This window comes from Legionella pneumophila subsp. fraseri (assembly GCF_000586315.1).
Taxonomy (GTDB): Bacteria; Pseudomonadota; Gammaproteobacteria; order Legionellales; family Legionellaceae; genus Legionella; species Legionella pneumophila_B.
Genome location: NZ_JFIM01000030.1, coordinates 1 through 15997 on the forward strand (window position 1 = coordinate 1; position 15997 = coordinate 15997).

A 15997-nucleotide genomic window follows, 5' to 3' on the forward strand; every position below is an offset into this window, starting at 1 on the left:
ACATTGAAGCATTGGAAAAGCGATTACAAGAGACTCAACCCAAGTTATACCCTACACTTGTAGAGGAAGCAACAAAAGGTATCAAAGACCTTGAAAAATTACCTAAAAAAATTACTTTTGATGATATTAAATCAATAACATCCAAGATTAATGGTTACCTGGAAACTTTGGAATTTATTCGTAATGAAAGAATCAAGAAACATGGTGATTCCACTGAGCCTCTGGATATGTCTGACCTGGATAAGCTAAAAAACCAACTGCAGGGCGTTAGTCAGAGCTTAGCTCAAATTTTATTAAATGGAGCCAAAAACTCACTGGATAACATCAAGGATCCGGCTACACTCGAAGAAAAAGCACCTTACATAAAACGATGTCTTGATCATTTTGCTGAGCTTGAAAAAACACTGGATAGTTCAGTAAAAGCAATGAAACAAAAAGAAGATTTTAACACCTATAAAAACTCCTTAACGGATAAACAGGAAAAAGCCTATCCAGAAATGCTGCAATTGCAATACAAGAGTGAAGCGCTGATCACACAATTACGCAATCTATGCAATATTCACCATGACAATTTAGCCAAAACGAGAGAAGAACTGCAACAGCAATTGAACAAGACCGGAGGAATACTAGACGGTTTCTTTAGTAAGACAACGACAGCGATAAGTCAAGCTGAGACAAAAAAGGAAAAAGAACTTGTGAGATTTAAAACTGAGTTAAACGATGACAAGATTGATATAAATCAACTCATTCAATTTCTGGCAAAGAAAAAACCATCCGAATTGGAAGAAAGTTTGGGCATAACAAAAGAGAATGCTGAGCAATTGCATGGACTGTTAAAGCAACTAGACGCAAAAGCTACTCCAATAGATAAATTACAGGAAAACGCAAGATTAATTGATGAAATATCAACCAAAATGGGTAGCAAGCCAGCCTCGCCAGAACTTATTTCCGCAAAAAAAGCGAGAGAACACTATCAATTTCTTCTGTATGGAACGACACAAAAAGTCGGTGACTTTGAAAAGCTCAAACCTTTAAATCCTGACAGCTATATAAAGGCTATGTCCGATTTAAATAACATGAAAGAAGCATTAAAATTCCTGCGCAGTGAGAAATCCCGGATACATGATAATAAAGAAAAAGTAGTAGAATTCTCTGATATAGAAGCCTTGGAAAAACGAGTACAAAACGCTCAACCCAAATTACTGACAGCACTCCTGGAGCAAACAACCAGAGATATTACAGCGTTAGTAAAAATACCCAGGAAGTTAACCTTTGAAGATATAAAATCAATGACATCCAAGCTTAACAGTTACCTGGAAACCCTGGAGTTTATTCGTAATGAAAAAATCAAAAATCATGGTGAATCCCCTGAACCTTTGGATATGTTCGATTTAGACGGTTTAAAAAGGCAACTACAAACCTTCAATCAAAACCTGACCGATACAATACTAAGATCTACCAAAGATGCTCTGACAAGAATCAACGACCGAGCCAACTTTGAGGAAGGAGGACCTTACGTAAAAGCATGTCTTGGTTTTTTAACAGAACTTGAAAAAACATTGGATAGTTCTGTTAAAAGTATGAAACAAAAAGAAGACATTAGTGCCTGTAGAAATTCTCTAGTCGATAAACAGGAAAAAGCCAATTCTGGAATGCTGGATTTGCAATCCAGGAGTGAAGCATTGATTACTCAATTACGTGATATCTGTAAAATTCATCACGGGAATTTAGCTGAAACAAGAAGGATTAAGCTTCACTTACTTAATAATCAAGAAGGAGGATTATTAGGTGGATTATGGTCTGTGACTAATAAATTAGGTGTTACCACAGATACCGTAGGTATTGAGAGAATGCAGATAAAAATGGAGGAGCAAGCACTGGCAAGATTTAAAACGGAATTGAATAATGATCAATACGATACGAATCAAGTCATTGACTTTTTAGTAAAGAAAAAACCATCAAAGTTGGGAGAAAGTTTGGGTATATCGAAAGAGAATGCCGAAGAGTTACACAGACTGTTAAGCAAACTCAATAGTAAAATGACTTCAAAAATAGAAATTGAAGAAAATACACGATTAATTGGTGAAATATCAACTAAAATTGGCACTGAACCGATACAACTCGAATCGACTCACACTGTAGATGAAGATGAGCATGATACCTATCGCCGAGAAAGCGGTTATTTTTAAGTGCTTGTTCGATGGTGAAATGATTTAGTTAATGATCGTAAGCGCTAGCAGATGAGAAAAGAAAGACATGATATTTTCTCATTCTGTTAACCGTTTAGAACTTGTCTTTTCTAATAAAGAAACTCTATCAAGGCAATACCAACTTTTTTCTTCTCAAACTCATCCCCTCACCTCCTTATTATACTGCCCTGCTCTTTATGCAAGAGAAACACATCGCAATATTTTTTTAAATATCAAATTCACAATATGGACATTTTTTGCATTTAATGCTTTCTTAATACTAAAATTCTATAATATAAATACAATTTGAAATATTTATATTCATAAATGTGCGCATTTGCTCACTTATGAATATCAGTTTGGGAGAAACCATAATGCCTAAGTATGTCGAAGGGGTAGAACTAACTCAAGAAGGTATGCATGCTATTTTTGCACGCATGGGGTATGGCGATATTACCAGCGGTAGCATATACAACGGAGTGCCAACTATTGACACAGGTGCCCTAAACAGGCAAGGTTTCATGCCCGTGTTAACCGGGGTAGGGCCACACAGAGACTCCGGACACTGGATTATGTTAATCAAAGGGCCTGGTAACCAATACTACCTATTTGACCCGCTAGGTAAAGCTTCGGGTGAAGGCTATCAAAACATTTTAGCAGCACAATTACCCATAGGATCTACCCTTTCTGTTATTCCTAATGGTTCTAACTTAAATAGGGGGTTATGCGGTTATTGGGTAGCCTCTGTCGGTTTAAGAGCACAACAGGCATTAAATCAACATAATCCCCCTACTTTGTTGAATCTGGGCCAAACCATTACCGATGAAATGAGGAATGAACTTGATCATGACGGTTATCGAAAAATTACCGGTTGGCTACGAGCCGTTGCTGATGAATTTCCTCACGGTGATGAGCAATTTGATGCAAAAGCATTAAGAGAAGCTACGGAAAAAGATTTAAAGATAGAAATTCCTACCCTAGTTCTTCCGGGCAAAGACACCTCTCCTAAAGAAGCGCCTACAACACCTACCGCGCCACAAGTAGCTCCCAAATACTCATTGGACAGTACTTTATTAGAGCATGATAATGATGTTCTCGAAACCATAAACTATGTGCATAAAGAGTATTTAAACAAAGACTATCCTGGTCCATTAAAAAATCCAAAGGATCCCAAAGAAGGACGCATCCCCCCAGACGAGCAAAGCAGGGTCAATCATGGTCTTGCCCATACAGTGCGAACGATGGCTTGTGCTGAGGTAATGATAGAAGAAGCACGTAAAGCTCAACTGAGAGGAGAAACATTAGACAAAGCAAAAAATGGACAGACTTTAGCCGATGTAACGCCGGAAGAACTGAAAAAAACTCTCATCGCACAAGCCTTTTTCGTGGTAGGAAGAGATGATGAACGTTCAGGCACTGATAAAAAACTCGGGAGAAATTTTTACGCAGAATATCATGAACAAAGTGAGCAAGCGTTCAGGAAATACGTTGAAGACAATAAGCTCATCGGCAAAATATTTAAAGATCAAAAAGAAGTCGATTTCTATGCCGCGATTATTCTCGATAAAGATCATGATTGGACTGCCACTCCAGCACATATCCTCATAAATCAAGGGCATATGGTTGATTTAATGAGAGTCAAAACCCCAAGTGAAGTTACATTAGAGAAAGCTTTTAATGCGCTTAAAAATACCGTTGGTTCGAAAGGAGCCGAAGCCGTTCTTAAAGCTCATCGAGATTTTTTCTTTGCGACTGGCGCTGTTGTTCCTTTAATTAACCCTGAAGCAATCGATGACCCCAGCAGAGGCGGACCTTATGAAAATCCCTACAGTGGAGAAAAATACGTTATTGTAGAGGGTAAGGAACCAAAATCTACAAAAGACTTACCAGAACCTGTAGAGCGCGACTATCAACTGAAAGATAATGAACGATTTCTAACCATAAAGGAATATTACGCTTTTCCAGATGTGCAGCAAACCTATCCTGGTTATAAAACACGTTTGGAAGGAACCTCTTATTATTTACCAACACGATTTGCAAGAGAATGTGAGCAAGACCCGGCACAATGCCTGAGGGCTATCGAAAAAGCCCGTTCAAAACTACAAACGGATGCCATTAAAAATGGCTTTCAATCCAGTTCTGATAAAGCGAGAAGACCACCCAATATGGATGAAATTGCGGCTGCCAGTATCATTAAGCAAATCATGGCCAATCCGGATTGCATCCATGATGATCATGTGCTCATCAATGGCCAGAAACTGGAAGAACAATTCTTCCGCGATTTGTTAGCGAAATGCGAGATGGCTGTTGTAGGCTCACTGCTTGATGACATCGACATGAGAAACATCGATACCTTAATGCAACATGAGAAAGACACCGAGTTTCACTCTACTGAAAAAGAAGCACTTCCAAACAAAATTGGAGCTAAATGGGAAGAGAAACAAAATAAAGATAATCCTAGTCGCAACATCACCGAAACGAAACACAGTTTAATTTTCCTCATGCAAGATGATTCCTGGTACTTTAGCCGAGTCAATGCCATCGCCCAAAACCGGGATAAAGGCTCTTCTTTCAAGGAGGTGCTGATTACCACTCTAATGACGCCTTTGACTAGTAAAGCACTCGTGGACACCTCGCATGCCAAGCCCCCTACAAGACTATTTCGTGGGTTAAACCTGTCAGAAGAGTTTACCAAAGGGTTAATTGATCAAGCGAATGCCATCATTGCTAATACAGAAAATACGCTGTTTACTGATCTTTCTGCTGAAGCCTTCAAACAAATCAAGCTAAATGATTTAAGTAAAATATCCAGCAGAACTAATGCCAGTACAACCACGAATATTGAAATGTTAAAAATAATCTGGGATTCCAATGTCATCTTTGAAATGCTTGACCCGGATGGTTTGCTGCACTCCAAGCAAGTAGGACGTCATGAAGCAGGCTCTGAAAGTGAATTCTCCATTTATTTGCCGGAGGATGTTGCTCTGGTCCCAGTCAAAGTAACCCTTGATGGCAAAACAAAAAAAGGAGAGAATCGATATGCCTTTACCTTTGTTGCCGTAAAAAGCCCGGACTTTATACCACGGCATGAAAGCGGCTATGCGGTTGAACCGTTTTTAAGAATGCAAACTGCCAAGTTAGCCGAAATCAAAAGCTCTATTGAAAAAACACAGGAAGCACCAGCCCTTGAGAGAATTTTCAATTTACAAGAAGAACTAAAAATAGTGAAGTACTCACATTTATCAACAGATTACAAAAATTTTCTAAAAAACACCGTCGGCCCTGTTTTGGAAAATTGTCTTAGTGGACTCATGGAGAGTGACCCGGACGCTTTAAGTAAAGCCTTAGCGGCATTTCCATCCGATAAACAATGGTCAACCTTCAATTTTGAAGAAGCAAGGCAAGCTAAAAGACAGATGGATGCCATTAAACAAATGGTTGGAAATAAAGTGGTGCTTGACGCCTTGGCTCAATGCCAGGACGCGTTGGAAAAGCAAAACATCGTTGGCGCATTGGATGCACTCAAAAACATCCCATCTGAAAAAGAGGTGGGCACCATTAGCAGAGAGCTAAGAGAACAAACCCAGCGTATAAGGCAAGACCTGGAATCTTTGCAACGTGCCGTTGTTACTCCGGTAGTAACAGATGAAAAGAAAGTAAGAGAACGCTATGATGCTCTGATAGAAAACACATCGAAAAAAATTAACGAGCTTGAAACAGCAAAACGCTCCAATCTTGATGCTGTCAAGAAAGGCATATCTAACTTGAGCAACCTGAAACAAGAAGTAACCGTGTTACGTAATGAAAAAATACGGATGCACAGTGGAACTGATACAATTGATTTTTCAGATATTGAAAAACTGGAAAAACAAATACAGGTTATCGATACCAAATTAGCCGATGCTTATTTACTTGAAGTAACCAAACAAGTTTCAGACCTTGGCAACGCAAAACCCAAAAATCAGTCTGAATTGAAATCAAAAATAGCAAAATTTTTTGATACAACTGCTGATATTGAAGTGTTACGCAATGAGCGAATCAAGAAACACGGCTCATCAAAAGATCCGCTGGATCTATCTGATTTAGATAAATTAAGCGACAACTTACAGCACATTAATCAATCCCTGGTTTCGTCTTTGATAAATACCATCCGGGCTTCCATCAGCCAAATGGAAGCTAAAACTTTTCACATGCAAGAAAAGGAAATACAACAGAATTTTGAGTTACTCGCAAAACTCGAAAAAACATTGGAGAAGTCAAAGACATCAGAAAAACTAAGGGAGGATATCCCCAAACTCAATGATTTGCTGGTTGCAAAACAAAAAGCCTACCCTCAAATGGTACAACTGCAACTCAAGAGCGAAGTCTTCGTTACCCAATTACGTGAGGTGTGCCAAGCCAACCATGACGATCTGGATAAAACAAGAAATGCAAGATTACGAGAATTGGATCGACTGGACAGAGAAGCTGGAATAGGAAGAATGGTAGGGAATCTACTCTGGGGCTTTACCAACAAAGTAGGTTTAACCACAGATGAACGTCTTGAAATCAGGACTAAACAGCAATCGCTCGCACGATTCAAAAATGAATTATTTAATGACAAGATTGATACGGATGAACTAATCTCTAATTTAGCAAGGAAAAAACCCTCTGAACTGCAAGAAGGATTGGGAATATCTGCAGATAATGCGATGGAGTTGTATATGCTCTTAAGCGATTTGGAATCCAAAACCACTTCTCCAGACAAACTGGAAGAAAGAATGAAAGCAATTGATGACATTTCCACCAAGATAGGTAGAGAACCCGAGCACTTGAAATTTGTAGTGATTGACGTTGATGAAACTGATAAAAAAGCTATGAAATTTTAATTTGCTTTTATCATAACAACATAAATTCGTGATGTCGGGCCAATAAGGCCCGGCTTTTTTGTTCAGCTTAGTTAGTCTCTGTGAATAAGTAGATGCAAGATTTTTTAAATTCATATTATTTCCAACCGGATAATTTTATACGCAAAGCCTCTCTAAACCCCATCTAATGGTTCAAGGGACTATAATTAATAATAAGAAGGGAGGTAAAGTTATGTTTAGACGAATTGCTTTATTTCTTGCAACCAATTTGGCCATCATCTTGGTGATTTCTTTTGTACTAAGTTTATTCAATATTGGTCCATATCTAACTCAGTATGGCTTAAACTATCAAGCCTTGCTAATTTATGCGTTAATTATTGGTTTCACAGGATCATTTATTTCTCTTTTCATTTCCAAATGGATGGCAATTCATGCTTTTAATATTCAATTAATTGACAAACCCGCTAATGAAGCAGAATCCTGGATACTGAATCAAGTAAGAAACTTAGCCAAGAAAAGAAATATTGGAATGCCTGATGTTGGTATTTACGAAAGCCCAGAGCCTAATGCTTTCGCTACAGGGTGGAATAAAAATAATGCGCTTGTTGCTGTTTCAAGCGGATTACTTCAATCAATGGATGAAGAAGAGTTAGAAGGAGTATTAGGACATGAAATATCCCATATAGCCAATGGTGACATGGTAACCCTCAGCTTAATTCAAGGGGTAGTTAATACTTTTGTAATCTTTTTTGCTCGAATTGCAGCGTTTTTTGTAACACAGTTTTTCAGAAGGGACGGAGAGGAAGGAATAGCCGGGGGGTTCGTCTATTATGGTGTTGCTCTTATATTTGAATTACTGTTTGGTATTCTTGCTTCCATGATTGTGATGTGGTTCTCTCGTTATCGGGAATTTCGTGCAGACAAAGGTTCAGCTCAATACGTGGGTAAGGACAAAATGATAAAAGCGTTACAACGTTTACAATTAATTACAGAAAAAACACCAATTGACGATCGTGCACCCGCATTTAATACCATGAAAATATCTGGTCATGACAGCTGGTTTGCTCTGTTTGCAAGTCATCCTCCACTTGAAAAACGAATTGAAGCTTTACAAAAATACAGATAAGAATTTTTACTTTCGAGCCAATATCAAAGAACAATAATAAAAATGCATCTCCTTTATTTTATGCGGTTGAACGATAGTAAAACCAATTTTTTCTAACATGTTCTGATATTCTGAGGCCCTTTTCATCACATTCACTCCAAAATCATCATGAAAAATATAACGATATTCCGAAGCAAGGCAGCTGTCGCTGTTATCCTCTTTATAAAATTCGCAAATACCCACTAACCCATTTTTTGGCAAAGCCTGATAAGCCATTCTTAATAATTTTCTGCATACCTGATCATCCCAGTCAAACAAAACCCTTGTAAATAAAATGAGGTCATACCCTACTGGAAAGGCATCTTCCTCAATAAAATCACCCTCAATCACATGCACTCTATGGTTTAATTTTCTCGATTCAATATTTTTTCTTGCCATTGCCGCAGACATTGGCAAATTGTAGACTGTCGCTTTTAAATGTGGATGTTTTTTAACAAAAGTACAGGCCATAGTTCCATCACCACCACCCACATCCAAAAGATTATTGATCTTTTTAAAATTGATGGCTTCTAATAAACAATCGGTGGGCTGTTCAGCAGTTCTTGTCATCCAATTCTCAAGCCACGCTGCTTCTTCCTGAGTTTTCGGAGGCCAGGAAACACTCGTCTTGACTTTTCCAAAGCGCAATACATCGGTCAGATTTTCCTCTGCACTAACAAGCCAGGTCTTAAAAAACATTTCCATGGCGGGGAATTCTTCACTGCGGATTAACTCAATGAATTCCTCGGGTAATTGATAAGCCTGCTGCCCATTAACCTTGATTTGTATTAAAAAATGCTCCGAACTAAGAAGATGCAGCCACTTCCTGGCTCTTATTGGCATTAATTGCAATTTTTCTATAATCTCCTTTTCCAAAACCCATGTCTTATTTTCAAATAAAGAAAATAAATTGACACCAAACATGGCTTCAACCAATTTAAGTCTGGTACCAGCGGCTACAAGAGAAAAATAATTTTCATAAAAATCGGCATTAGGCCTCACCTTTTTCTCTTGAGTTAAACCAGCCTCTTCCTCTTTATTCTCATTTTTTTTCTGGTTGGGGAAAAATTTCTGTGACCATGCCTTTATCCACGATGTTAAAGCGTTCATCCCACAATATTCGTTTAAGAGTACCATTAATATGAGAATAGAACAGGACTTGCGAAAAAGCCCAAGGTCAAGGCAAAAAATGTTTTTAATGAGGGAATTTAGATAAACTAAATAACCGAATTAAGCATTTTTTTAACAAAGAGATTGGTTTTATTCGTAAGTCCGGTAGAAAAGAGATATCCGTTCAGCTCGTTCCATCAAATAACGCAATGGTTACGATAAGTAGGCAAATGCAGATATGATTCAGTGTGATAATCCGCACTTGCTACTTTAAAAAGATGACTGTCAGTTAGGCTTTTTTACATCGGGCTGGCAGCAGTACCTCTTAACTCTGACTGCTCCCATTTGATTTCTTCAATATCATCAAATTCCTCTTCTGATGAAGGATCCAGATAATTTCGTCCAATAATCTTACAAAGTTTCTTCTTATCCTCTTCACATAAATAAGCAGCCAAAGCTTCAAGAGGATTATAGTCAGTAGAGTCTGTTTTAGTTTCAGATGGCCAATCATCATAAATTTTCCAATGATCAACAATAGCCATGTAAAGGCTGTTAATCAGATATTTAGCATTGTTTAATTTCTGCAAAAGAATCTTTTCATCAAGATCTCTTGGCAAAGAGAACAATGACAAGGCGAATCCCATCCAGCCTGTGGCTGTTGACTTGGCCTTTTTAGGTTCAACCTCAGCAAAAGCCTCATAACATTGCCGAATACGAACAATCAAATCTTCTTGATAAGACTGATATTTCTCAGGCAGTTTGGCATCAATAAATAACCACTCCAATTTTTGCAGCTTGCTTATCGCTTGTTTTACCTCATCACAATACTCCTCACTTATTTCCAGTAATTTGATGGTATCTCCGGATAAGGCTTCAATTTCTTGTGGAGGTAATGTCCAATGTAATTTGACTCCCTCGTCTTGTAAATCACGATAATGAACAATCGCACCGGAAGATTTTTTATGTTCACGTAATGGTCCACTGCTATGCAAATAAATTCTTTCCAATTTACCACTGTATCTTGGTACGGTAGGGTGTTTACCCTCTTCAGTAATTCGGGCAATTTGCTCTTGATTTAGTACGCCTTTTAACAGATCAACCATCAGTGATTTACAAGTATAGGATTGATTTAAAGCAGGTCCCCACAGGGTAAATGACAAATTTAACTCAAATGGTTTCAACCTGGGCTGATGGCCTTTTTGTTTTGCCTTGATTTTTTCCAAAGCAAAAATTAATGAGGAATAATCTTCATGCTCATAAATACGGTATTTTTGTTTGCCAGCAATCCCCTGTGATTCAACAACTTCCTTAACGGCTTGTTTTTGCTCCTCCAACATTGTTTTGCATTTCAACTGCAATAAATCAAATTTTTCCCTGGTTAACTCAAAAGTAACTCCATGTAAACCATAGCCAACATCTAAATAACGCAGTTCTTCATGTCTTAACATGCCATGATTACCCTTCAAATCAACATCCAAACCCAACTTGATTTTCAGTTTACTTAACCACGTATCGCGAACAGTAGATGGCACCCCATAAAAACCCCAATTATCAACCACCTCAATCTTTCCATTGTCATCCCATTGAGATAATAAAATGCAACTATGCCAAAAAGGATTACCACTAAACTCATGATCCATTGCACAATAGGTAACTGCATATCTCATTATTTTATCCTTAAGAAGATTGATTAAAAACATCTGCATGGATAACCAGGCAAAATCCAGGTATTGATTAGCTGAGAACAGCAAAGTGGTTGAAACTGACTCACATAATCAATCCTATGAAACTATTACAGATCCCCACAATGGCGTCAACGGCTAAACGGATAATGAAATAATCCCTGGAAATTTTCCAATAAAATCAAATCCAACCACCCAACATAAGAGTTAGCAGAAACAAATGCTTGGCCGTTCAATCTAAGGACAAAATTGATAAAAATATGAAGCGCCACAATCGACCTTCAACGAACAAAGTACATTTACTGTTTTGACAATAACTGTCTATAATGATTTAAAAGTGATTAACAAATGGATTTAAATGATCGATGCACAATGCCTCCCCTTGACCCTGACCAACAAGCCAGAACGCGTTAAAAAGGCTAAAAACAAGCGCGGATGGAAGTAAAGAACCCCGAATTGAGAAGTCACAGGAGAAAAAGATGTTTGCTGAAATACCCAAAATTCAAGAACAATTTCATAACGTTTTTGAATATTCCCAATCCATGGCTTCTCTTTGGTTACAATCAATTGATAAAAGCCTTGAACAAACAAACAAGGTAACACAATCTTTAATCAACTTAAATTCGCAACAGGTTTATCCTTATCCCAATATATTAAATGATGCTATTGAATATAGCGTAGATTTCATGCAGAGAAGCATTCTGTTTTGGGACATCATGCGTAAACGAGGCAATCAATATCTCAAACATGAACAAGAGGGACAACCTCCTGTTCTCATTTTTTCTTATAATATGCTCATGGATGGTAGACATTTTGAGAGACCAGTCAATTATGCATTGGTGGAAATCATTCCCCCTGAAGGCATTCAGATTGATCCTGCAAAAAGACCTTATGTGATTGTTGATCCTCGAGCTGGTCATGGCGCAGGAATTAGCGGTTTTAAAGATGAATCGCAAGTAGGACTTGCATTAAGAGCAGGACACCCCGTTTACGTTATTATCTTTTTTCCCACTCCTGAACCCAATCAAACTCTGGTTGATGTCACGGCAGCCCACGAAAAATTCTTAAACGAAGTGGCCTTGCGTCATCCTCAAAGTCCTAAACCCTGCTTAATTGGTAATTGTCAGGGAGGATGGGCTATTTTAACGCTTATGGCCGCTAACCAAGATGTAGCAGGTGTCGCTGTAGTCAACGGCGCCCCTCTTTCCTATTGGGGTGGAGAAAATGGAAAAAATCCCATGCGTTATATTGGAGGAATTTTGGGAGGAAGCTGGATCGCACAGATGGCTGGTGATTTAGGTAACGGTAAATTTGACGGGGCCAATTTAGTGATGAACTTCGAAACAGCTAATCCTAAAGTGACTTACTGGAGCAAATATTACAATCTCTTTGCCAATATTGATAAGGAAGAAATTCGATTTTTAAATTTTGAACGATGGTGGGGAGGCTTTTCTCTTTTGAATGTGAACGAGATGAGAGGGATAGTTGATAATTTGTTTATTGGCAACAAACTGGTTCATGGCAAAATCCCTATAGGGCAGTCAGGTAATAACCTGGATTTAAGAGACATTAGCGTGCCTGTTATTATTTTCTGCTCGGAAGGTGACAACATTACACCCCCCCAACAAGCCCTAAACTGGATTTCTGATCTTTATTCAAATACTCTGGAAATCAAATTAGATGGGCAAGTCATTGTTTATCTTATTCACAAAAGTGTTGGCCATTTAGGTATTTTCGTCTCAAGTGAGGTGGCTAAAAAGGAACATAATCAGATTATTGATTTGTTAAATTACATAGAACATTTGGCTCCGGGTTTATATGAATTAAAATTGCAAGAAATAAAAGAAAATCCCAAATCCCCTCCACATTACATCGCTTATATCGAAGAGCGTTCTATTAACGACATCAGGAAAGGACAAGAGAATAATGTAGCAATCTTCAACCTTGTTCGTATGGTATCTGAATACAACGCAATGAGTTATGACTTGTTTATGGCTCCGATAATCCGTAATATGAGTAACGAGTATACAGCAGAATTGATTCGAAAATTACACCCGCTAAGGCAGAACCAGTATTTACTCAGTGATATGAATCCGTTAGTGCACCCTGTATCATGGATATCACCTTTTATTCGTCAAAATCGTATTGAAATTTCTAAAAACAATCCTTTTTTAACACAGCAATTAAATTTTTCAAAGTTCATAAACTCTCTGTGGGATTTCTTCAGCGCCTCTCGCGACAGTTTTGTGGAGATAATGTTTTATGCTGTCTATGGCTACATTCAATTATTAGCTCCATTTGATCCCAGAAGAGATATGATTGTGCATTCTCCTGAAAAAGATAATCAAGAAAAAATAACTCAGTCGATTATTGCACATATTAGTGATGGAGGCGTACCAGAGGCCATTTTGCGCATATTACTATTATTAGTGAAAGTTCAGGGCTATATCATTGGCGCCAATTTACCTGACATCATTCAAAAACTACGTGAATGCAATGCACTTAAACATTTGGATAAAAATGGATTCAAACAAATTGTGCATTCACAAACCATAATGATAGAGCATGATCCTGAGCTTGCTTTTAATACAATACCTCACTTATTAAAATCACAAGAAGAACGCTCTATGGTAATTCAATTCATTGAGGATATATTAAAATCTTTAAAAATATCCCCTTCAGAAAAATATAAAAAGAAATTTCAAAAAATTAAGGAGCTTTTACAAAACCAGGTTTGATATGTATTCCGAATTAGGCCATATTGTTCTGAATCAAGCGCAAACCTAAAGATATCCTATTGAAAAATTAACTCTTTATTTTTCAAGAAAATGCTCCTATCTTTTTGCCTGACCATTGGTTACAAATAGAAAAAATTAAGATAAATCTTGATCTTTACCTGAATCTCCCGCGCCATATCAATTGTTTATTTTGTTGACATTCTGAATATATTGTTATAAAAGCCATTTTTTCTAATTGTAGGTAAATACAATATGTCTAAAGAAATTAATATTATTTGGGTAGGACCACAACGCCTTCCCTACAAATATTTACAGCATTTAAAAAAATGGCATAATTTAAACCCAGATTATCAAATCAATTTCATCACTGATGAACATTCTTCTTCTATCCAGCTTTCAGGAATAAATACTATTCACTGGAAACAATGTTTTGACCTGAGAGATGTACGACAAAAGTTTTTGCTGAAAGAAGCGGAGCGTGCTCTCCAGGAAAAAGCCTATGCCACTTTATCGAATATCGTTCGCAAAGTTAAAATTTTTAATGATGGCGGGTACTATTTTGATACTGATATCGTTCCTATGGAAAAATTACCTACAGTCACTGAAAACACTCCTTTCTTATCACAACCTAAAGCAAGTTATGGCGAAGAATTTGCCAAGCACCGTTTTGTTGTTTCCGCACTTTATGGAAGCAAGCACTCTCCTGTATTCAATGAAGCATTGACAGTCATGCATGAAACTTACCAGGTGAAATCATTGCAAGATGCCATTAAAGAAAACCCGGAGGAAGCAGACTACCTTCGCTCCTATTATTCAGCCTCCCTTATGTTATCCCGTTCTGTTAAACGACTTTATACAAATGAACAGGATTATCAAAAAATGATAGAAGATTGCCAAAATGAGTTTGGAAACTCTACTGCGTTTCAAATTATACAAGATGGTTCATGGGGAGAGGGATTAAATGCTGTTTTGATGGAAAGTAAACACCTGGCAGCAACTGCCATCCAGAGATTTTTTCGGGCGGCGCAAGCTCTGGATCAAGTGAATGCCAATCAGTCAACAACCAACACTAAACCCTCTGAAAAGCCAAGACTCTTTTGAAGATAAATTGAGTAACTGGATTTAATGTATAGTTACTTGAGTTTTAAAGGACAGATTTTCTGCATACCACTGCTTGTCAGTAGCATCTAAAAATGTGTTATGAATGCCTCATGGACAAGCTGAGGCGCATAGGTTGTTTGACAAGTTATTTAGAACTACAACTTAAAAAGACGCAGGTTATGCCCGGCCTATTGTTACCAGCTATTCCGACTGGCGTATAAAGCGGATTATTTTAACAAAAGCCAACATTCCGTTAAAAGTTCCGTTTCAGCTACTTCATGATCAAAATTGTAATAACAGAAGATACAGGGTAAATCTCCTAATTGTTCTGAGGTATTAGGTAACCAATCTCGATAAAGATAATAAACCACATCACCAATATTATTACGAGAACCTTTGTGTACTGTTACTGCATAACGGCCTGATGGCAGAAACTTTTCAATCACACCATCCAGTTTCAAATTTTCGGGGACCTTGATGCCAAGATCGATACGAAATTCAGATGGTGGTGTTGTTTTAGGGTCATCATAAGCCAGAGCAAACGCTTCTCCGGGTCGTGGTTTAAGATTAATCGATTGAGATTTTGCCCAGGACACTAACTTGTTAATGCTTTCACCTAACAATTTAGGATCACCTTTGTGCTCAATTACAGCTAATCGTATCTTATCAATACTTTTAATATCTACTTTCATATCAATTCTACCTTGTCTAGGCAAACAATACGGTGGCTGCTCCCAATATGACCTCCCAAAACCTTGCCTAAACTGACTTGGGCTAAATCCACAAGCTTTCTTAAAAGCCCTGGAAAACGCTTCATGGGATTCAAAACCCGCATTGATTGCAATGTTAATGACGGACTGGTCTTTCTCGACAACAAGCTGATGAGCAGCGCGTTTTAAGCGTAGCCATTTAATATACTGCTGCAAAGACAACCCGGTAAATGCAGTAAATAAGCGATGAAAGTGAAATTTTGATATACAAAAAATTTCACTTAAGCTTTCGAGAGAAAGCTCTTCATCGAGATGCTTTCCAATGAAATCAATCATATTCTCCAATTTTTGTTGATATTTCACTTTCTTGTTTCCGATTATTAACTTGATTTACAGAATAAGAATATTGCTTTCTTACTGAAAATATTTGACCATTTTTGCTGATTTAATTGAGAAAAACAAACTACGCTTGATTG

At 37.7% G+C, this 15997-nt stretch carries 7 protein-coding genes and 1 pseudogene; 5 read left to right on the forward strand and 3 right to left on the reverse strand.

Translation table 11 applies throughout. The features are described from left to right. From CC34_RS01000000116240 to htpX, 3 genes and pseudogenes are all read left to right on the forward strand, one after another. Positions 1-2189 (forward strand): annotated as a pseudogene (locus CC34_RS01000000116240) (SidE phosphodiesterase domain-containing protein); the annotation flags it as partial. Positions 2190-2563: 374 nt separating this feature from the next. Continuing rightward, positions 2564-7057, forward strand: coding sequence for a SidE phosphodiesterase domain-containing protein (locus CC34_RS0107740; protein ID WP_028379348.1), 4494 nt, complete (start codon positions 2564-2566; stop codon positions 7055-7057). Positions 7058-7268: 211 nt separating this feature from the next. Next, positions 7269-8162 (forward strand): protease HtpX, encoded by an 894-nt coding sequence (gene htpX, locus CC34_RS0107745; RefSeq protein WP_028379349.1) that lies wholly within the window; start codon positions 7269-7271, stop codon positions 8160-8162. Positions 8163-8168: 6 nt separating this feature from the next. Here the strand turns inward: htpX and CC34_RS0107750 are convergent, their stop codons facing one another. After that, positions 8169-9290, reverse strand: coding sequence for a methyltransferase (locus tag CC34_RS0107750; protein ID WP_028379350.1), 1122 nt, complete (start codon positions 9288-9290; stop codon positions 8169-8171). Between the two features lie 299 nt (positions 9291-9589). Continuing rightward, positions 9590-11038: a lpg2160 family Dot/Icm T4SS effector gene (locus CC34_RS0107755; protein WP_080272089.1), complete on the reverse strand. Its 1449-nt coding sequence runs from the start codon at positions 11036-11038 to the stop codon at positions 9590-9592. A 413-nt stretch (positions 11039-11451) separates the two neighbouring features. Between CC34_RS0107755 and CC34_RS0107760 the strand changes: the two genes are divergently transcribed. After that, positions 11452-13710: a DUF3141 domain-containing protein gene (locus CC34_RS0107760; protein WP_028379351.1), complete on the forward strand. Its 2259-nt coding sequence runs from the start codon at positions 11452-11454 to the stop codon at positions 13708-13710. A gap of 252 nt (positions 13711-13962) precedes the next feature. Beyond that, positions 13963-14811 carry a glycosyltransferase gene (locus CC34_RS0107765; protein ID WP_028379352.1) on the forward strand — a complete coding sequence of 283 codons (849 nt, stop codon included), beginning with the start codon at positions 13963-13965 and terminating at the stop codon, positions 14809-14811. A 227-nt stretch (positions 14812-15038) separates the two neighbouring features. On the opposite strand, the gene CC34_RS0107770 is transcribed toward CC34_RS0107765, so the two are convergent. Beyond that, positions 15039-15884, reverse strand: coding sequence for an AraC family transcriptional regulator (locus CC34_RS0107770; protein ID WP_028379353.1), 846 nt, complete (start codon positions 15882-15884; stop codon positions 15039-15041). Positions 15885-15997 lie beyond the last annotated feature (113 nt).

Coding starts and splice junctions, on each gene's coding strand:
- CC34_RS0107760 (WP_028379351.1), top strand. CDS start 11,452: ATGTTTGCTGAAATACCCAAAATTCAAGAACAATTTCATAACGTTTTT.
- CC34_RS0107765 (WP_028379352.1), top strand. CDS start 13,963: ATGTCTAAAGAAATTAATATTATTTGGGTAGGACCACAACGCCTTCCC.
- htpX (WP_028379349.1), top strand. CDS start 7,269: ATGTTTAGACGAATTGCTTTATTTCTTGCAACCAATTTGGCCATCATC.
- CC34_RS0107750 (WP_028379350.1), bottom strand. CDS start 9,290: ATGAACGCTTTAACATCGTGGATAAAGGCATGGTCACAGAAATTTTTC.
- CC34_RS0107740 (WP_028379348.1), top strand. CDS start 2,564: ATGCCTAAGTATGTCGAAGGGGTAGAACTAACTCAAGAAGGTATGCAT.